At 32.5% G+C, this 19,565-nt stretch carries 16 protein-coding genes; 6 read left to right on the top strand and 10 right to left on the bottom strand.

Going from position 1 to position 19,565, the window contains the following annotated elements:
• Positions 1-10 precede the first annotated feature (10 nt).
• From C7448_RS00810 to aspS, 3 genes are all read right to left on the bottom strand, one after another.
• On the bottom strand, positions 11-1,783 hold the full coding sequence (locus C7448_RS00810) for a chloride channel protein (protein WP_115899468.1): 1,773 nt from the start codon (positions 1,781-1,783) through the stop codon (positions 11-13).
• Positions 1,784-1,874: 91 nt separating this feature from the next.
• Positions 1,875-3,638 (bottom strand): APC family permease, encoded by a 1,764-nt coding sequence (locus C7448_RS00805; protein ID WP_115899467.1) that lies wholly within the window; start codon positions 3,636-3,638, stop codon positions 1,875-1,877.
• 96 nt (positions 3,639-3,734) lie between these two features.
• Positions 3,735-5,489, bottom strand: a complete 1,755-nt coding sequence (gene aspS, locus C7448_RS00800; protein WP_115899466.1) for an aspartate--tRNA ligase — start codon at positions 5,487-5,489, stop codon at positions 3,735-3,737.
• 115 nt (positions 5,490-5,604) lie between these two features.
• Between aspS and C7448_RS00795 the strand changes: the two genes are divergently transcribed.
• From C7448_RS00795 to C7448_RS00785, 3 genes are all read left to right on the top strand, one after another.
• A complete protein-coding gene (locus tag C7448_RS00795; RefSeq protein ID WP_115899465.1) occupies positions 5,605-5,949 on the top strand; it encodes a HopJ type III effector protein in 345 nt (114 codons plus the stop codon).
• Positions 5,950-6,185: 236 nt separating this feature from the next.
• Positions 6,186-6,314, top strand: a complete 129-nt coding sequence (locus C7448_RS16065; RefSeq protein WP_262510974.1) for a hypothetical protein — start codon at positions 6,186-6,188, stop codon at positions 6,312-6,314.
• Positions 6,315-6,358: 44 nt separating this feature from the next.
• Positions 6,359-8,119, top strand: a complete 1,761-nt coding sequence (locus tag C7448_RS00785; protein WP_115899463.1) for a M28 family peptidase — start codon at positions 6,359-6,361, stop codon at positions 8,117-8,119.
• Here the strand turns inward: C7448_RS00785 and C7448_RS00780 are convergent.
• From C7448_RS00780 to pheS, 3 genes are all read right to left on the bottom strand, one after another.
• Positions 8,079-9,443 carry an alanine/glycine:cation symporter family protein gene (locus C7448_RS00780; protein WP_115899462.1) on the bottom strand — a complete coding sequence of 455 codons (1,365 nt, stop codon included), beginning with the start codon at positions 9,441-9,443 and terminating at the stop codon, positions 8,079-8,081. The two genes, C7448_RS00785 and C7448_RS00780, sit on opposite strands and share 41 nt — an antisense overlap.
• A 104-nt stretch (positions 9,444-9,547) precedes the next feature.
• Positions 9,548-9,943 carry a hypothetical protein gene (locus C7448_RS00775; protein ID WP_115899461.1) on the bottom strand — a complete coding sequence of 132 codons (396 nt, stop codon included), beginning with the start codon at positions 9,941-9,943 and terminating at the stop codon, positions 9,548-9,550.
• 73 nt (positions 9,944-10,016) lie between these two features.
• Positions 10,017-11,036, bottom strand: a complete 1,020-nt coding sequence (gene pheS, locus C7448_RS00770; protein WP_115899460.1) for a phenylalanine--tRNA ligase subunit alpha — start codon at positions 11,034-11,036, stop codon at positions 10,017-10,019.
• A gap of 191 nt (positions 11,037-11,227) precedes the next feature.
• Between pheS and gdhA the strand changes: the two genes are divergently transcribed.
• Positions 11,228-12,571 (top strand): NADP-specific glutamate dehydrogenase, encoded by a 1,344-nt coding sequence (gene gdhA / locus C7448_RS00765; RefSeq protein WP_115899459.1) that lies wholly within the window; start codon positions 11,228-11,230, stop codon positions 12,569-12,571.
• 77 nt (positions 12,572-12,648) lie between these two features.
• On the opposite strand, the gene C7448_RS00760 is transcribed toward gdhA, so the two are convergent.
• Complete coding sequence (locus C7448_RS00760; protein ID WP_125064411.1) at positions 12,649-12,981, bottom strand: hypothetical protein; 333 nt, start codon at positions 12,979-12,981, stop codon at positions 12,649-12,651.
• Positions 12,982-13,318: 337 nt separating this feature from the next.
• Between C7448_RS00760 and C7448_RS00755 the strand changes: the two genes are divergently transcribed.
• Entirely contained in the window at positions 13,319-14,278 is a 960-nt protein-coding gene (locus C7448_RS00755; protein WP_115899458.1) for an endonuclease/exonuclease/phosphatase family protein, read from the top strand.
• 50 nt (positions 14,279-14,328) lie between these two features.
• Here C7448_RS00755 and glmS read toward each other — a convergent pair whose 3' ends face one another.
• From glmS to C7448_RS00740, 3 genes are read right to left on the bottom strand one after another with little or no spacing between them, the layout of a single operon-like run.
• Positions 14,329-16,185 carry a glutamine--fructose-6-phosphate transaminase (isomerizing) gene (gene glmS / locus C7448_RS00750; protein WP_115899457.1) on the bottom strand — a complete coding sequence of 619 codons (1,857 nt, stop codon included), beginning with the start codon at positions 16,183-16,185 and terminating at the stop codon, positions 14,329-14,331.
• Between the two features lie 6 nt (positions 16,186-16,191).
• Positions 16,192-17,739, bottom strand: a complete 1,548-nt coding sequence (locus C7448_RS00745; protein ID WP_115899456.1) for a DUF4270 family protein — start codon at positions 17,737-17,739, stop codon at positions 16,192-16,194.
• The gene (locus C7448_RS00740; protein ID WP_115899455.1) at positions 17,739-18,554 is read right to left on the bottom strand and encodes a glycogen/starch synthase; all 816 of its coding nucleotides are present in this window, start codon (positions 18,552-18,554) and stop codon (positions 17,739-17,741) included. The genes C7448_RS00745 and C7448_RS00740 overlap by 1 nt, the downstream gene beginning before the upstream one ends.
• A 96-nt stretch (positions 18,555-18,650) precedes the next feature.
• Between C7448_RS00740 and panC the strand changes: the two genes are divergently transcribed.
• Positions 18,651-19,502, top strand: coding sequence for a pantoate--beta-alanine ligase (gene panC, locus C7448_RS00735; RefSeq protein ID WP_115899454.1), 852 nt, complete (start codon positions 18,651-18,653; stop codon positions 19,500-19,502).
• Positions 19,503-19,565 lie beyond the last annotated feature (63 nt).

Genomic DNA, 19,565 nt, shown 5'->3' with positions numbered 1-19,565 from the left:
TTGTTTTAAGCTAAACAGTAACCTCAATTAGTTTGTTTCTATACACTGACAGTAATTTAGATTTAGAAATAAAACCAACATACACTCCGTTTTTTACAACAGGTAAATTCCATGCGCCACTTTCTTTAAATTTATGCATTACTTTTTCTGTACCATCATCATAAAAAATAATAGCAGGAGGTATTTTCATAATGTCTTTAACGGTAGTCGTTTCATACAATTCTTGATTGAACATCATAGGACGGATATCATCCAACAGAACAATTCCTCTAAATTTATTATCACTATCAACCACAGGAAAAATATTTCGTTTCGATTTAGAAACGGCTTGCTTTAGCATCTCTCCAAGAGTCATATCTGGATGAGTTTTAATAAAGTTTTTTTCAATAATTTTACTAATTTTCATCATCATCATTACATTTTTGTCCTTGTTGTGTGTAATAAGTTCCCCACGTTCAGCCAGCTCTATAGTGTAAATGGAATTAGATACAAAGTATTTAGTGATGGCATACGAAACTGCAGAAACAAGCATTAGAGGAACAAATAAGTCATACCCTCCAGTTATTTCAGCAATTAAGAAAATAGCGGTTAACGGAGCGTGTAAAACACCAGCCATTAGCCCTGTCATACCAATCAACGTAAAATTAGTTTCTGAGACATCAAACCCAAATTGGTTGATAATTTTAGCCATAACATTTCCTAAGGAACTTCCCATAACAAGCGTAGGAATAAAGATTCCTCCAACTCCACCAGCAGCAAAAGTGGTAGTCATGGCAATTACTTTAAAAATACCGATGATTAATAGAAAAATAATAACCATCCAAACATTGTCAAAATCAATGTTGTAATGAATGCTTTTAAGAGCAGCACTAGCATTTTCAGATAATAAGTTGTTGATAATTCCGTACCCTTCACCAAATAGTGGAGGAATTAAAAACAGCATTATACCAATGGCAATTCCACCAAAAACTAGCCGTTTAAAAGGGTTGTGTTTTTTGAAGAAGTTAATAATTTTAAAATAAATTTTAGAAAAATATACAGAAGAGAATCCTGTAAAAATAGCCAAAGCTATGTAAAAGATAAGATCGTTAATTTCAAAAGCATCTTGAAGCTGGACACTAAATAGTACATCTTTCCCTAAAAAAAAATACGAAGTAATTACCGCAGAAACAGATGCTAATAATAACGGAACTAACGATGCAAAAGCAAGGTCTAAACTGAAAATTTCCACTGCAAAAATAATAGCGGCAATGGGGGCTTTGAACATTGACGACATCGCGCCGGCGGTAGCACAACCAATTAATAACATACGAGTTCTCATATTCATATGAAATAACTGTGCTACTCCTGATCCTAAGGCGGCACCTGTACTAACAGCAGGACCTTGTAACCCAACCGAACCACCAAAGCCAACAGTTATGGGAGCTGTTATAAGTGATGCGTATATTTTATAGCGTTCTATAATTCCGTTTTTTTTAGAAATAGATTGCAAAGTGGTAGAAATACCATGACCAATATCTTTTTTGATGAGGTATTTTTTAATGTAATACACTAAAAACAATCCTATGATAGGGAAAATGAAGTATAAAGAATGGTGATAGTCTTTAATAAGCCCATCTTCTAAAATACGATGAAAGTAAAAAGTAAGGTTTTTAAGAATTAAGGTACCAATACCTGCCAAAAAGCCTACTAAAACGCTTAAAATATATACGAATTGTCGTTCAGAGATATGTTTGTACCTCCAAATTAATATTTTTTTATAAGCTTCCTTAGATGATGGCATTGTTTTCTAGATTCTTAGTTAATTTTTGAAAAGCTAGTTAAGAATATTTAAAGATACTATCCTCTTTTTGATTTATTAAATAAAAATTTAATTATACAATTAATCGAACTCCGCCTAATTCTTCAACCTTGTAAGGAAATTTATCACTTGGAGCACCTATAAACATAAAATTAATAGGAATCCCCCACTTTTTAGATAGCTCTTTAATTAGCTCGGGGCTAAATTTTCCTTGAACAACTTGAAAGTTGACTTTAATTTTGGGGTATTCTCTATCTAAAAAGGTAATCTCGTTAGGTAGGTTCTCAGGAATTGTATCTCCTTTATCAAGAGCTAACACAATTTTTATTTTTTTTGTATGTTCATTTTTAATAATGTATAGCATAACCTTATTAAGAGTAGCAATGTTATCCCCTTTTGTAAAAAAGACGAACTCTTGGTCGTTTATTTTATTAATGGTTTGTGTAATTTTTTTATCCGTACTTGAAACCAGTCGCCTTAGAGGATTAAAAATAGCATAAATTATTTGTAGCACTAATTTTAATAAAACAGTACGGTTTAACATTATTATAATGAAAATTATGGTTGGAATAAAGTAGTTTAAAAATACTGAAGTGTTACTAGGTAACCCATCTTTTGGTTCCATTAAAATATTACCTATTAAAGCGCATAACACAGCAATTATGGCTAATAAAACGGAAGCCCAAGTTGCTTTTTCGGGTCTAGGTAATTGATTTCTCCTTATTTTTAATAAGATGTTTCCTATGGCAAACAACGCCATTACCGATAAAAAAGAAATCGTATACACACCAGCTAATAAAGAAACGTTTCCATTCGTTATCAGTAATACAGAAACAGCTAGAATAAAAAATAAAATAATAATTCGGTAAGAACTCCCTCTTTTATTCTTTTTTAAAAAGAATTGCGGCATTATTCGGTCTAAAGTCATACGTTCTAACAAACCAGTAACACCTACAAAGCTTGTTAAAACAGCTCCGCTTAATACTAAAAAAGCATCTATAGCAATAATTGTAGCAACCCATTCACCACCAACAAAATCTCCCATCTGAACTAACAAAGTGTTTTGATAGTCTGAGCTCTGTAAAACAGGGATAGCGAAAAGAGACAACGCGAAAACAGCCATCAAAGGGTTAATGATGCTTACAATTACCCACATGTTTTTTAATGTTTTTGGAAACACTCCTTTTTGTTGTTCTTCAACAAAATTTGCAGAACTTTCGAAACCAGAAACTCCTAACATCGAAGCGGCAAAACCAAAAAAGATAGCATACCAAATACTATTTTCAGATTGATGATTCCAGTTGTTAAAAAGTATATCAATTCCGTTTTGAGACAAATAAAAGAGAATAAAAAAAGCAAGTACAAGTAACGATAGTAAATGAAATAAAAAAATCCCAACAGCTACTTTAGCCGATTCTGTTATGCCACCAATAGTTAATAAAGCAAAAAATAATAAAAGCCCAATAGTGGTTATAATTATAGGCATTGAAGGAATTAGATGGTGTAAGTAATGAATTGCTTCATTGGCAGAAATTACTGCAGTTGCCATATAAGAAAGTATGGTAAGGGTTGCAGCAAAAGAAGCCATTAACTTACTTGTAGTATTAAGTAAAGCGTTGTAAGCACCACCATTTAAAGGCATTGCACCAACTACTTCGCCATATATTTTCCTAAATAAAAATAGGACTACAGATACTATTAAAAGAGTTATCCATGCATACTGACCTGCAAAGGCAATAGCTAATGCTGATACATACAAAACAGAAGAGCTAATGTCGTTACCACAAATAGCAGTTGATTCTAATTCATTTAGCTTTTTAGAAACAGATTGTTTCATGATATGTTATTGATTTGTTTTCGTGAAGTTTAACCTTTCTCATGACGTACATTAAAGGTAATAAAAAACCCTGCAAAATTTGCAGGGTTTCTATCTTTATTCTTTTACATCTAGTTTGATGCTTAGTTCTCGTAGTTGTTCATCATCTATAGTTGCAGGTGCATCTATCATCACATCGCGTCCTGAATTGTTTTTAGGGAAGGCAATAAAATCTCGAATGGTTTCTTGTCCTCCTAAAATAGCTACCAATCTATCCAATCCAAAAGCTAAACCTCCGTGTGGTGGCGCTCCGTATTCAAAAGCATCCATTAAGAATCCGAATTGCGCTTTTGCTTCTTCTTCGGTAAACCCTAAATGCTTAAACATGATTGCCTGAGTTTCTTTATCGTGAATTCTAATAGATCCTCCACCAATTTCGTTTCCGTTTAACACTAAATCATAAGCGTTTGCTTTTACAGCTCCTGGATCAGTATCTAATAATGCTAACTGACCTGGTTTCGGAGAGGTAAATGGATGGTGCATTGCGTGGTAATGACCTGTTTCTTCGTCTAATTCTAATAATGGGAAGTCAATTACCCATAACGGAGCAAACTCATCAGGTTTACGTAAACCTAAACGCTCTGCCATTTCCATGCGTAAAGCACTCAATTGTGCGCGAACTTTGTTAGTATTTCCTGAAAGCACACAAATTAAATCCCCAGCCTTCGCTCCGGTAGCTTCAGCCCATTTTGCTAAATCTTCTTGATCGTAGAATTTATCTACTGAAGATTTAAAGCTTCCGTCTTCGTTACACTTTACATATACCATTCCTAAAGCTCCTACTTGCGGACGCTTTACCCAATCGATTAACTTATCTATTTCTTTACGAGTGTATGAAGCTCCTCCTGGAACAGCAATACCTACTACTAATTCTGCTGAATTGAATACTTTGAAATCTTTGTGTTGCGCTACTTCGTTTAACTCGCCAAACTCCATTCCAAAACGGATGTCTGGTTTGTCATTTCCGTATTTACGCATTGCTTCATCAAACGTAATTCTTGGGAATTTCTCTACGTCAACGTCGTTGATTTCTTTCAATAAATGACGTGTCATTCCTTCAAAAATCTCTAAAATATCTTCTTGTTCAACGAATGCCATTTCACAGTCTATCTGTGTAAATTCTGGTTGACGGTCGGCACGTAAATCTTCATCCCTAAAACACTTAACAATCTGGAAATATTTATCAATACCACCTACCATTAACAACTGTTTAAAGGTTTGTGGAGATTGTGGTAAGGCATAAAACTGACCAGCATTCATACGTGAAGGTACTATGAAGTCACGTGCTCCTTCTGGAGTAGATTTAATTAAATAGGGAGTTTCCACATCAATAAATCCTTTGTCAGATAAATATTTGCGAACTTCCATTGATACTTTATGACGGAAAACTAAGCTGTTTTTTACTGGGTTACGACGAATATCTAAATAACGATATTTCATACGTAAATCTTCACCACCATCAGTTTCATCTTCAATGGTAAAAGGTGGTAACTTAGCTTCGTTTAAAACCTCTAGGCTAGATACTAAAACTTCTACATCACCTGTTGGAATGTTAGCATTTTTAGATTGACGCTCAATAACTTTACCCGTTACTTGTATTACAAACTCACGTCCTAAAGTCTTTGCTTTATCCATTAACTCTTTAGAAGTACGCTCTTCATCGAAAATTAATTGTGTAATTCCGTAACGATCACGTAAATCTACCCAAATCATAAAACCTTTATCACGTGATTTTTGTACCCAACCAGAAAGGGTTACTTCAGTATTGATGTGCGATGCTCTTAACTCGCCACAAGTATGCGTTCTGTACATTTCTTGAAATTTTAGCTGTGCAAATTTAACTATAAATGTTAGTTTGTAAAAAATTACTACGAGTTAGTTTTTATGAGTTTAAATCTTTTGTTTTGCAGCGTAAAACCTTTTTCAAATGATACTAGATACATTTAAACAAACTATACAAAATACACCAGGAAAAGTAGAGTTTCCTGATACTATATCGGTGATTGAAAATTTATATAATTTTACACCTACTGCCTTTAAAAATGGAGATATATACAATGAAGCTAAAAAAAATCAAGGTTCATGTAAAGTGTTTTCTTTCGCGATACAGCAGAAGTTTAGTAAAGAAGAAACCTTGGCTTGTTTTGGACAGTATTATTTTGAAGATGTTTTAAAAAACCCTGAAGGAACAGATCATCAAAACATTAGAAATTTTATGAAAACTGGTTTTAAAGGGCTAGTTTTTGAAGGAGAAGCACTAATAAAACGTTAAGTATTGTTAGAGAGTTAGTCTTTTTCTTCTACCTCAAATAAATCTCCAAAGCCACTTTAAATATCAAAGGAACTCTTTATAAAGTCATTAGAGCTTTATAAGTTGTTGATTTTTTTCGTAAATTATAGGGTGATTTGATAGTTATGAGGTGCACGGTTATGTTTTTGGTATTGTTTGTCACTATTTTTTTATTAGTGCTAATAGCTTTGGGTTTTACTAATATAGGGTTTAGTTGGATGTTTATACTTACAGTTATCGGTCAATTACTAGTAGTGTTAATGGTTTACAAAGTATTAAGAGAGAATTACACCACCGATAAAACCTTTGAAGATTTTTATGAAGATTATCCGATAGGGAGAGAGTAAAACTATATTTAAAAAGTGTACTTTTAAAGCCACAAAATCCCGTTATGCTAAAAAAACTCTATCTATTACCTATCATTCTATTACTTATAAGTTGTAAAAATGAACCAACAGCACCTGTTTTAAATTCTTCTAACTATTTTGATGTTTTAAATGAAGAATTTACTGGCGATTTGGCTTATGAAACAACTTCTTTTGTAGAAAAATATTGGCGTGTTGTTGGTAATACAGGTTTTAATAAAAGTGTGTACAAAATTGCTGAAGAATTAGAAAAGTCAGGTTTTGTTAAAGAAGATGTTGCTAAAAGTAATGATGTGTTAACCTACAGAATAGAAACAAGACCCTTAAAAAATCCTACTTGGGAATCTGTGAATGCTTCTGTAAATATAGTTGGAGAGGATATTCCTCTTTTACAGCATAGCACAAATAGGAATATGATTGCTTTAAACTCTTACAGTACACCAAAAGAAGGAGTTAATGCAGAGGTCGTTTACATTAAAGACTTAAAAAAGTTAAAAGAGTTAGATGTTAAAGGAAAGATTGTTTTTGCTGAAACAAGTCCTCATAAAATCTTTAACCAAGCTATTGTAAAAGGAGGTGCTTTGGGACTAATTACCTATAGTAACCCAAAATATTTACAACCTCAAAAAAACACCACTTCTATTCAATTTAGAACTATCCCGTTAAATGAAAAAGCAAAATCTTGGGCAATTGCGATGTCTTACAAGGCTAAAGAAAAATTAAAAGCAGAACTCTCAAAAGGAAAAGTATCCTTAAAAGTAACTATTGAAACCAACATTTATCCATCAGAAGAATTAACAATTATTGCTGATATAAAAGGAAATAAGGAACCTAAAGAACGTTTGGTTTTTAGTGCTCATATACAAGAACCTGGTGCAAATGACAATGCTACAGGTGTAGGTGTTGCTCTAGAAATGGCTACACTTACAGCTGAACTTATCAAAAATAACATATTTGTACCCAATAGAACCTTAACCTTTTTATGGGGAGATGAAATTATTTCAACAAACAGGTATGTAAAAGAAGATACAATAAGAGCAAAAGATATTAAGTGGGGAATTTCTCTAGACATGGTAGGGGAAGACACCAAAAAAACAGGAGGTACTTTTTTAATTGAAAAAATGCCTGATCCTAGTGCTATTTGGACAAGAGGTAATGATAAACATACCGAATGGGGTGGAAGAAAAATGAAGTTAGAAGAAATGAAACCTCATTATTTAAATGATTTTTTAATCGATAAATTCAAGGAGCAAGGGAAAAGAACGAATTGGGTAGTGAATACAAATCCGTTTGAAGGAGGAAGTGATCATGTACCATTTTTAAAAAGAAATATTCCTAGCGTTCTATTCTGGCATTTTACCGACCAATTTTATCACACTGATAACGATCGAATCGATAAAGTGTCCCAAAAAACACTTAAAAACGTAGGAGTATCTTCGTTAGCTTCTGCCTATACTTTGTTAAATGCAAATAATACTACAGCTAAATCAATATTATTAAATATTGAAAAAACAGCCATATCAAGGCTTCAAGAAGAACAAAGACAAAGTGAAATAGCATTAAAAAAAGGAGATTCTTTATCAACTCAATTATCAATTATTTCAGCATGGAAAGGTTGGTATACCAATTCGACTAAAACAACTTTAGATATTGTAAAGGATTCAACAAAGCATCAAGAATATATAAAAGAGACATCTAAAAAAATAGATTCTTTATCTTCTAAGATAATTGAAGAGCTTAAACGTGTTAAAAAGCATTCGCTTTTAACTTCTGAAAATACTTTTTAGCTTCTTTTTTAACTTTAGGAGCTAAGATTAATGTTGAAATTACTGTTGGAATTGCCATCAAAGCATAGGCGCTATCAATTAAGTTAATTACAAAGTCTAATTTGATGATAGAGGCGATAGCAATCGTAAAAATATAAATGTAGTTGTAATTCTTTCCAATTTTGGTATTGGTTAAAAAGCTTAAACAGCTCAATCCGTAAAAAGAGTAGGTAAACAATGTTGAAAAAGCGAAAATTAACACACAAATAGTTAAAATAACGCTTCCGATATTGTGAGGAAGTACAGCATCAAATGCAGCTAATGTCATTGAAATTCCATTACCTTCAAATCCTTTCCAAACACCTGAAGCTAAAATAGCTAGTGCGGTCAAAGAACAAACTAACAAGGTGTCAATAGCTGGGCCTAACATAGCAACCAATCCTTCACGGATAGGCTCTTTGGTTTTTGCAGTTCCGTGCATCATAGGTGCAGTACCCAAACCTGCTTCGTTAGAAAAAGCAGCTCGCTTCACTCCTGTAATTATCAAAGCACCTAAGGCACCACCTAAAACAGATTTTCCTGAAAAAGCATCTTCAAAAATTAAAGAAAAAATCGCAGGAACCTGTTCTAATCTTAAAAACAAAATGGTTAAGACTGTAAGAAGGTATACCACAACCATTACAGGAACTAATTTTCCAGCGACACTACCAATTCGTTTAATTCCTCCAAAAATTACCATCGATACAATAATTGCAGTGGTGATACCTAATAATAATTTAGCTGTAAAATGGTTGGTTTCATGTACTTTAAAAACATCTACTAAGGTTTGCGTTAGCTGGTTTGCTTGAAATGCAGGTAGCGTTCCTATTAATCCTGCCGCAGAGAAGAATAGTGCCAAAGGTTTCCATTTTTTTCCTAATCCTTCTGTAATCACATACATCGGACCACCTTTTACATTTCCGTTTTCATCTGTTCCGCGGTACATTACTGATAAACTACAGGTAAAAAATTTGGTAGCCATACCTACAAAAGCACTTACCCACATCCAAAAAATAGCACCAGGACCTCCAGTTGCAATAGCAATGGCAACTCCACTAATGTTCCCCATTCCTACGGTAGCTGCAATAGCAGATGATAAAGCTTCATAGTGAGATAAATCTCCTGGAGAATCAGCTTTGTCATATTTTCCTCTTAAAATAGCAATAGCATGACCAATATATCTAAATGGAATTAATCCTGAGTAAATAAAGAGGTATAAACCGCCACCAATAAGTAATATTAATAAAGGAATTCCCCATACCCAAGAAGAAAATTGAGATATTAAGTCTTGAATGCTTGCAAACATAAAGTGATATTTTAAACGAAAGTACTAAAAGTGAATATAAAAGAAAGAACGATAGCAGTGAATTAACAACTATCGTTCTTTTGTGAATTTTATATGAGTCATATTTATTTACAAACAATACCTTTTTTTCCTAAGAATTCGATGTCTCTTAAAAAGCCTTCTTGGATTGTTTCTGCCTGAAAAATAAAAGTTTTATCGTGTAGTCTGTTATTTTCAAAAAAAGTCACCTGAAAACGATTGTCTAAATCAAATAACTCAGGTTGCATTAGTTCAAACTTTTGATAACTGTTTGCAGGAAGTTTGTCTATTTTTCTTCTGAAAACAGAAGTGGTTTTAGTGTCTGAGAAGCCTTGAGAAACAATGACTATCATTTCTAAATCGATATCCTTTTTGTTTAGAATATATACATTCCAATCTTCTTTATTGTCAATTTCATTGGTTTCTAAAACTACTGCAATTTCAACGTCAGTTACCTTAGGAATTTCAATATCTTTTTTCATCGAGTACTTCTTTAAAAGGAAAGACGAAAGTTTAGTGCTTTCGTCTTTTATTTTGTTTGAGCTTATCTTAAAATTATATCACTGATTTAAACTGTTCTAAGAAACGTTTGTCGTTTTCGTAGAACATACGAATATCTGGAATTTGGTATAATAACATAGCAATACGTTCGATACCCATTCCGAAGGCATATCCGCTATATTTTGTAGGATCGATATTACAGTTCTTTAATACATTTGGGTCTACCATACCACATCCCATAATTTCTAACCAACCTGTTCCTTTGGTAATTCTGTAATCCGTTTCGGTTTCTAATCCCCAGTAAATATCTACTTCAGCACTTGGCTCAGTAAACGGGAAATATGACGGACGTAAACGTATTTTAGATTTACCAAACATTTCTTTGGTAAAGTATAATAAGGTTTGTTTTAAATCAGCAAAAGAAACATCAGTATCAATATATAATCCTTCTACTTGATGGAATATACAGTGTGCACGTGCAGAAATATCTTCGTTTCTAAACACACGTCCTGGAGAAATGGTACGAATTGGAGGTTCGTTGTTTTCCATATAGCGTACTTGTACCGATGAGGTATGTGTTCTTAACAACGTATCAGGATTCTTTTCAATAAAGAAAGTATCCTGCATATCACGTGCTGGGTGATATTCTGGTAAGTTTAAAGCGGTAAAGTTATGCCAATCATCTTCTATTTCTGGTCCTTCAGAAACGGTAAAACCAATACGGTTAAAGACCTCGATGATTTGGTTTTTCACTAAAGAAATGGGATGACGAGAACCTAAATTAATAGGCTCAGAAGGACGTGTTAAGTCTCCATAAACACCTTTTTCTTCAACAGCATTTTCAATAGCTTCTTTTAAAATGGTTACTTTTTCTTCAGCAGAGTTTTTAAGTAAATTTATGGTTTGTCCAAACTCTTTCTTTTGGTCGTTAGGTACATTTTTAAACTCAGCAAATAAATCTTTTAAAATTCCCTTGCTTCCTAAGTATTTAATTCTGAATGTTTCAATTTCTTCTTTTGAAGTGGTATTAAAAGCATTTACCTCTCCAATCAATTCTTTTACCTTGTCTAACATAATCTTTCCAAAAGTTAAGGTGCAAATTTACGTTTTTTTGTGTAAAAAAAAGGACTTTTGATTGTGTTTGCAAAAACACCAATAAAATAAGGGAAATAAACAGAAAAATAGAAATTAACGAGTAGTAAAATAATTATATTTGCATAGTAAAATTGTTAATATTATAAAATAACAGAACAACAACTAAGTTTATGGAATCTAAGATACAAGAATTTATGGATTACGTAAAAGAGCGTAATACATATGAACCAGAGTTTTTGCAAGCTGTACATGAAGTAGCAGAAACAGTAATTCCGTTTATAGAAAATAATCCAAAATATCAAGATAAGAAATTACTTGAGCGTATGGTTGAACCTGAACGTACTATTATGTTTAGAGTGCCTTGGGTTGATGATAACGGAGAAACTCAAGTAAACAGAGGGTATAGAGTTGAGTTTAACTCAGCAATTGGACCTTATAAAGGAGGATTACGTTTTCATCCTTCAGTAAACTTATCGATCTTAAAATTTTTAGGATTTGAGCAAGTTTTCAAAAACTCATTAACTACTTTGCCAATGGGTGGAGGTAAAGGAGGGTCTGATTTCAATCCTAAAGGAAAGTCTGATCGTGAAGTAATGGCGTTTTGTCAATCTTTCATGACTGAATTAGCACGTCATATTGGTCCTGATACGGATGTTCCTGCTGGAGATATTGGAGTTGGAGGCCGTGAAATTGGTTACATGTTTGGTCAATACAAGCGTTTACGTAATGAATTTACTGGAGTGTTAACTGGTAAAGGGGCTTCTTGGGGAGGTTCATTAATCCGTCCTGAAGCTACAGGTTATGGTGATGTTTACTTTGCGGAGAATATGTTAAAAACTAAAGGAGATTCTTTTAAAGGAAAAACCGTAGTTGTTTCTGGTTCTGGTAACGTAGCGCAATATGCTACTGAGAAAGCGACTCAATTAGGAGGTAAGGTTGTAACATTATCTGATTCTTCAGGATATATTTATGACGAAGCTGGTATAGATGCCGAAAAATTAGCTTTTGTACAAGAGTTAAAGAATGTAAAACGTGGAAGAATTCACGAGTATGTTGAGCAGTATCCGTCAGCAAAATTCTTTAAAGGAGAAAGACCTTGGGGAACTAAGTGTGATGTAGCTTTACCGTGTGCAACTCAAAATGAGTTAAACGGAGAAGAAGCAAAAATATTAGTTGATAATGGGTGTATTTGTGTTGCTGAAGGAGCAAACATGCCATCTACTCCAGAGGCTATTGAAGTATTCCACAAGGCAAAAATTTTATTTGCACCAGGAAAGGCTTCAAATGCAGGAGGTGTAGCAACATCTGGTTTAGAGATGTCTCAAAACTCTTTACGTTTGTCTTGGACTCGTGAAGAAGTAGATACTAAATTACATTCTATTATGAATAACATTCACGAAGCTTGTGTAAAATATGGTACAGAAGAAGATGGATATGTTGATTATGTAAAAGGGGCAAACGTTGCTGGTTTTGTTAAGGTTGCTGATGCAATGCTTGATCAAGGAGCAGTGTAAGATATACTGAATAACAAAATTAAAGCCTCATAGAAATTTCTATGAGGCTTTTTTATTAGGGGATGATTGATAAATGATTACTTACTGCTACTTTTTTGTATAGTTAAAGGCATTTTATAAATATGGTTTTTTAGCTTAAATTCATTATTTATAAACTTATAATTTAATCTGCTTTTTACATAGTGACAAACTTGTTCAGTATCACAATTAACATTCAAAATAACTATTTCTCCGTTTTTGTTTATTAAAAATTCTACGGTAGTTTTTACTTCTTTATCTAGAACAAAGTTAGGGTTACCTAATAGTTCAACGATTTTTGTTCTAATTTTCTCTTTTGCAGGATTTTCGTTTGTTGAAAAAACTGAAGTACTCATTAGAGTGACGAACATTAATACAAATAACTTTTTCATTTTTTAGAGTTTTAGGGTTTGTTTTAAGTTTGTTTGTTAAAATTTAACACTGTAAAAGTATTGTAAATGAGTTTTTTAAATGATTTTTATAGATTAAAAAAGTATTGTTTTAAAGTAAACTAAGTTTAAGTTTTGTGTTTTTTTACACCTTGTTAATATTGGTAATATTTATCTTTTTTACCTTTCTTTTTTGATGAATTTTAAATGATTCAGCAATTTTTATAAAAATTTATAAGGTTGTTTTTAGAAAATTTATCCAATTTATTAATAATTAAGGTTAGGTTTATGTTATATGCTTCTTACATTTTTGTATTTTCGATATGCAAACAATTTTTAAATGACATTAAATAGAAGAAGAAATAGGTTCACAGTTGCTTTTTATAATGTTGAAAATTTATTTGACACTGTTGATGACCCCAATACTTATGATAATGATTTTACACCAAATGGTAAATTAAAATGGGGTAAGAAAAAGTATCGTCATAAATTGAGAAAAATAACATCAGTTATTAGTCAGTTAGGTAATAATCAATCTGCATATCCACCAGTTATTATTGGATTGGTTGAGGTTGAAAATGCTATGGTCGTAAACGATTTAGTGAAGCATAAAAACCTGTCAAAATTTAATTATGATTACATTCATTACGATTCACCAGATGAAAGAGGTATTGATGTTGCTTTGATGTATAATCAAGACTTTTTTGAGGTAATGTCTTCCGAAACATATCCGATTTTGTTAACAGATGATAGAGGAGAAGTAGATTATACTCGCGATTTATTAGTGGTTAAAGGTATGTTTAATGATGAGTTAGTACATGTTTTAGTTAACCATTGGCCTTCACGTAGAGAAGGGGAGACTGAAAGTGAAAAGAATAGAATAAAAGCAGCTCAATTAACTCGAAGTATCATAGATAAAATTAAAAAGGAAGAAAAAGCTCCGAAATTTATTGTTATGGGAGATTTTAATGATGATCCAACTAATAAAAGCATTAAAGAGTATTTAATATCAGATGATTTGTACAATCCTATGAAGCCGTTATATAAAAGAGGGCTAGGAACTACAACTCATTATAAAAAATGGCACTTGTTTGATCAAATTATGTTTTCAAAAGCTTTTTTTAATGTGAATGAGAGCAAACATAGTTTTTTAAATGCGAAAATTTATAATAAAGATTGGCTAAAAATATACAAAGGAAAGTATAAAGGAAGTCCATTTAGAACTTTTATAGGACCTTTTTATAAAGGTGGTTTTTCAGATCATTTCCCTATATATGTAACTTTTGAAAAAGAGACATAAAAAAATCCTGAGAAAACTCTCAGGATTTGTATTTTGAATAAAGTCGATTGTTACTCTACAGTAACCGATTTTGCTAAGTTTCTTGGTTGGTCAACATTTTTATCTAACATTACTGCTATGTGGTATGATAGTAATTGAAATGGTATTGTTGTTAATAAAGGAGAAAAAGCTTCTTCTGTATCTGGAATTTCAATAACATGATCAGCTATTTCTTTAACTGTTTCATCACCTTCTGTAACGATTGCTACTATTTTTCCACTACGAGACTTAATCTCTTGAATGTTACTTACTACCTTTTCATAATGACCTCTGCTTGTTGCAATAACAAAAACAGGCATATTTTCATCAATCAAGGCAATAGGTCCATGCTTCATTTCTGCAGCAGGATACCCTTCAGCATGAATGTAAGAGATTTCTTTTAGTTTTAAAGCCCCTTCTAAAGCGACAGGGAAATTAAACCCTCTACCTAAATATAAACAGTTTTTAGCGTCTTTGTAAACACTTGCTATTTCCTTAACCTGATCATCAATTTGTAATAGCTTTTCAACCTGATTAGGAATTTGCTGCATCGTTTGTAAATAAGTATTCACTGCCGATGTAGATAAGGTTCCTTTAGCTTGTGCTAATTTCAAAGCAATTAGAGAAAGTACAGTTATTTGTGTTGTAAATGCTTTGGTTGATGCAACTCCAATTTCTGGACCTGCATGCGTATAAGCACCAGCATGAGTTTCTCTTGCAATAGAAGACCCTACTACATTACATATACCAAATACAAAAGCTCCTTTAGATTTAGCAAGTTTAATAGCTGCTAAAGTATCAGCTGTTTCTCCAGACTGAGAAATAGCAATCACTACATCTTTTGGAGTAATAATAGGGTTGCGATATCTAAATTCAGAGGCGTATTCAACTTCAACAGGAATACGAGCCATATCTTCAAAAAGATATTCTCCAACCAAACCTGCATGCCAAGAAGTACCACAAGCTACAACGATAATTCTGTCTGCATTTAAGAATTTAGACATATTATCATCAACACCTGCCATCTTTATAATCCCTTCGTTGGCTAGCATTCTACCTCTATAAGTATCTATAATAGCTTTAGGTTGTTCGTATATTTCCTTTAACATAAAGTGATCGTAACCACCTTTCTCTATCTGTTCAAGGCTTAACTGTAGCTTCTGAATGTTCGCATCAATTTCTTTGTCGTTATCTATTTTACGAACTTTAATCCCTTTGTCTTTTTTTATAATGGCTAACTCACCATCTTCAAGGTAAATTGCATTTTTTGTATATTCAATAAAAGGAGAGGCATCAGAAGCAACAAAAAATTCTTCGTTGTTTTTTCCAACACCAATAGCAATAGGGCTACCTAATCGAGCAACAACTATTTCGTTAGGTTTTGTTTTGTCAAAAACAGCAATTGCGTAAGCGCCAATTACATTAGTTAAGGCTAATTGAACGGCTTTCCCTAATTTACAACTTTCACTTTTCTTTATTTCTTCAATAAGATTTACTAAAACCTCAGTATCGGTGTCACTTTCAAATTTGTAACCTCTTGAAAGTAATTCTTTTTTAATGGTATCATAGTTTTCTATAATCCCATTATGAACGATTACAAGGTTTCCAGATTGAGAAAAATGAGGATGGGAATTTACATCATTAGGAACGCCATGGGTTGCCCAGCGAGTATGCCCAATACCTATTTTACCTTTTTTTCTTTCCTCTTCTCTGTTTGTAATTATTTCTAAGTCAGAAACCTTTCCTTTGGTTTTTGATAAGTGCATTGTTTCACCATCATACATCATGATTCCAGCACTATCATAACCTCTATATTCTAAACGCTTTAATCCATTAATTACAATTGGATAAGCTTCTCTATGTCCAATATATCCAGTAATTCCGCACATAACAACTTATTTTTCTTTTGAATATGATATTTTTAAAACAGCTCTTTTAGCTCCGTTAGCAGTCTCATTTCCGTCGAATAATGTCACTGCTCTAGGATTCCAGTTATAAGATTTAACAGAGGTTGTTAAAACATTATTACTTACAGGAGTATCTGTAGGGTTATAGACTTTTAATACTAAAGGATCAGTAGTTGTATTTTCTTCGCCTGATAATAATTTAGAAATGTAATCGGTAATTCTAAAAGTATATTCCTCAGGGTTATCATCGTCAGTTTTCTTTAAAGTTCCACCAAATGAAGTCGGATCAACGTAGGCATCTGTTAACTGTGTTGGTGAAATACCTCCTGTTTCATTTTCTTTATTTTGATATAAAAATAACTGTTGAGGAATGATATCAGCATCGTTATTAACCGTCTGATTTATATAAAAAGTAAGAGAAGCATCATTAATTAACCAATTGTTGCTTTTTAACTCTTGAACTTTTGTCTCGTCTAAAATTTTAACCTCTGCAATGCTTCCAGCTGTTCCTTGAACAACAAAGTTATTGGCAGGAGCTGAATTTGTAGCCGGAGTCATTTTGTAATGACTATTTCTTATGCCAGATAAGGGGAAGCTAAATGTGCTTTTGGTAGTTTTTTTAACTGTTGACCCATCTATATCAGATTTAGTGTATAAAAAATCTACAGATGGAGTAGGTGAAGAAGCTAGATTTAAAGGAACTAGTGATCCATCACTTCCTGTAGCGACTATTTTAATTCCTCTAAAATAATTGTCAAAAGCTTCTTTAGATGCAAATTCTCCACTGTGAAACTTATCCCAAAATAAAGCTTTCATTTTTGGCATATCCAAAGGAATTGCTAAAAATGGAACTTTAAGTTTCTGAGAGTTTATAGCTCTAATAGTATCTTTATATGTATTTGTGCCTGTTAATGAAGAAGACCTGTCAACTCTATCAAAGATAAATGTAGTATCTGTAGCTTTAGGTTTTAACTCATAAATACCACCTTCGCTTAATACATTACTTCCTAAGTATTCTTTGTCAGAAAAGAAAGTGTTTCTTTTAGATGGATCACTTGGGTTTAATGTGTTTAAATAAGTCTCATTTTCCAGTACTTGAATAGAGGTAGCGACATCAGGATTTCCTAAAATTGAATCTAATTTAAAGTTTGTCACGCCATCAGTGGTACCTGTAGAGGTTGCCTGATATGGAATTTTTAAGATAACCTTGTCAAGGTTAAATACAGTGGTATCTGTATCTTTATTGTTTAAGTTTGAAATGTATCCAAGTTGAGAAATTATTGAAGCCTCAATTTTTTCTGCATTAGGATTGTTATATACTCCTAACCAATAATCGCTAATAGTAGCGTTAATATTGTCAGCTTGTACACTCTCAATATTTTTTGGGGTTATTTCAACATCTAATAAGATTTCTCCTGTTTCGAACTTATCGTTATTAACAACGTTTGTTCCAACGTCACTAAAATCTTTTTCACACGATGTAATAGCTGCTAAACATAGCAAGCTAATACTAAGTACACCAATTTTTCTAATCATTATTCGCTTAATTCTAAAACGTTTCCTTTATAAAATTCTAAATATGCTTCAGTTAAAGTTTCCTCTGACTGGAAATCCAAGACTTTTACATTGCTTTGCTCAATGAAAGTTTCAATTTCTTCAGGTAAAACTTCGCTACCTTTTATAATAGCATCTGAATTTTCAATAGCGCTTTTTAAAATATTAATATGACTTGGTGTTTCAATTGTAGTTACTTTAGAGTCTTCAATCTTATCAAAGCGAACTTTGTTAGCTAACTCCTTATTCAAATCTTCAATATCGCTATTGTAAAGCGAAGTTACAATCTTGCTTTCAGCAAACAATGGTTCTTCTTTATAAAATTCTCTTAAATATAATGGGAGTAATGAAGCCATCCATCCGTGAACATGAATAATGTCTGGAGCCCAGTTTAACTTTTTAACAGTTTCAATAACACCTTTGGCGAAGAAAATCATACGCTCATCGTTATCATCGAATAGCTTATCATCTTCGTCAGAATACACAGCTTTACGCTTAAAGTACTCGTCATTGTCAATAAAATATACTTGCATCCTTTCTTTAGGTATAGAAGCAACTTTAATTATTAAAGGCATATCCATGTCATTAATAATTAAGTTCATACCTGATAGGCGAATAACTTCATGTAATTGATGCCTTCGTTCATTAATTACCCCAAATCGAGGCATGAATATACGGGTTTGAATTCCTTTAGAATGTGCATTTTTAGCAACGTTAAATGCGGTAGACGATAATTCTGTTTCTGGTAAATATGGTGTTACCTCTGATGAAACATATAAAACTCTCTTATCCTTCATTAAATCGGTCTGTTTTATTGAATGTGCAAAAATACGAAATTTAATGCAAAAATCGTGTTAAATTGCTAATTTTGCATGCATTTCAATAAAATAACAATGAAAATTTTCACAAGAAAATCCGAAATAAAAGAGTTTTTATCCACGTTAAAAAAGAATAAAAAATCTATCGGATTTGTCCCAACTATGGGAGCTTTACATCAAGGACATTTATCACTCATTAAGAGAGCGAAAAAAAAGAATGATATTGCTGTAGTTAGCATTTTTGTAAACCCTACACAGTTTGATAATAAAGAAGATTTAGATAAATATCCCAAGACATACGAGAGTGATGTAGCGTTGTTAGAGTCTGTTAATTGTGACGTGTTGTTTTTTCCTACAGTAGAAGAAATTTATGCTGAAAAGGTAGCTTCTGAAAACTTCAATTTTGATGGGTTAGAGCATCAAATGGAAGGAGAATTTAGAGATGGTCATTTTGATGGAGTTGGAACAATTGTAAAAGCTTTTTTTGAAATTATTGAGCCAGATACCGCTTATTTTGGAAAAAAAGATTTTCAGCAATTGCAAATCATTAAAAAACTAGTTAAAAAATACAAACTCCTAGTAAAAATTAAAGGAAGACCTATTTTTAGGGAAGAAGATGGATTGGCAATGAGTTCTCGAAATACTCGTTTAAGTAGAGAGCATAGAGAAGCGGCGCCTTTTATCTATAAAACACTAAAAAAGGCAAAAAATAAATTTGGATTAAAAAGTCCAGAGGAGTTAACTAAATGGGTTGAAAAACAGTTTAAAAAACACCCGTTATTGGAGTTGGAGTATTTTACCATTGCAGATGAAAAAACATTACAAACAGTAACAGAGATTGGAGTAAATAAAAAATATCGTGCTTTTATTGCTGTTTTTGCTGGAGACATTCGCTTAATTGATAATATTCGTTTAAAGAATAATTAATTGCTATTTAGTGTTAAGTGTAAGGTTTGTAGTAATGTTAAAATCATCTAAAAACAACTTAGT

This window comes from Tenacibaculum gallaicum, from assembly GCF_003387615.1.
GTDB classification, from domain to species: domain Bacteria; phylum Bacteroidota; class Bacteroidia; order Flavobacteriales; family Flavobacteriaceae; genus Polaribacter; species Polaribacter gallaicus.
This window is presented reverse-complemented; position numbering and strand designations above follow the sequence as displayed.

Coding starts and splice junctions, on each gene's coding strand:
- C7448_RS00805 (WP_115899467.1), bottom strand. CDS start 3,638: ATGAAACAATCTGTTTCTAAAAAGCTAAATGAATTAGAATCAACTGCT.
- C7448_RS00795 (WP_115899465.1), top strand. CDS start 5,605: ATGATACTAGATACATTTAAACAAACTATACAAAATACACCAGGAAAA.
- C7448_RS00745 (WP_115899456.1), bottom strand. CDS start 17,739: ATGATTAGAAAAATTGGTGTACTTAGTATTAGCTTGCTATGTTTAGCA.
- C7448_RS00760 (WP_125064411.1), bottom strand. CDS start 12,981: ATGAAAAAGTTATTTGTATTAATGTTCGTCACTCTAATGAGTACTTCA.
- C7448_RS00775 (WP_115899461.1), bottom strand. CDS start 9,943: ATGAAAAAAGATATTGAAATTCCTAAGGTAACTGACGTTGAAATTGCA.
- panC (WP_115899454.1), top strand. CDS start 18,651: ATGAAAATTTTCACAAGAAAATCCGAAATAAAAGAGTTTTTATCCACG.
- C7448_RS00740 (WP_115899455.1), bottom strand. CDS start 18,554: ATGAAGGATAAGAGAGTTTTATATGTTTCATCAGAGGTAACACCATAT.
- C7448_RS00785 (WP_115899463.1), top strand. CDS start 6,359: ATGCTAAAAAAACTCTATCTATTACCTATCATTCTATTACTTATAAGT.
- C7448_RS16065 (WP_262510974.1), top strand. CDS start 6,186: ATGTTTATACTTACAGTTATCGGTCAATTACTAGTAGTGTTAATGGTT.
- C7448_RS00810 (WP_115899468.1), bottom strand. CDS start 1,783: ATGCCATCATCTAAGGAAGCTTATAAAAAAATATTAATTTGGAGGTAC.
- C7448_RS00780 (WP_115899462.1), bottom strand. CDS start 9,443: ATGTTTGCAAGCATTCAAGACTTAATATCTCAATTTTCTTCTTGGGTA.
- aspS (WP_115899466.1), bottom strand. CDS start 5,489: ATGTACAGAACGCATACTTGTGGCGAGTTAAGAGCATCGCACATCAAT.
- C7448_RS00755 (WP_115899458.1), top strand. CDS start 13,319: ATGACATTAAATAGAAGAAGAAATAGGTTCACAGTTGCTTTTTATAAT.
- pheS (WP_115899460.1), bottom strand. CDS start 11,036: ATGTTAGACAAGGTAAAAGAATTGATTGGAGAGGTAAATGCTTTTAAT.
- gdhA (WP_115899459.1), top strand. CDS start 11,228: ATGGAATCTAAGATACAAGAATTTATGGATTACGTAAAAGAGCGTAAT.
- glmS (WP_115899457.1), bottom strand. CDS start 16,185: ATGTGCGGAATTACTGGATATATTGGACATAGAGAAGCTTATCCAATT.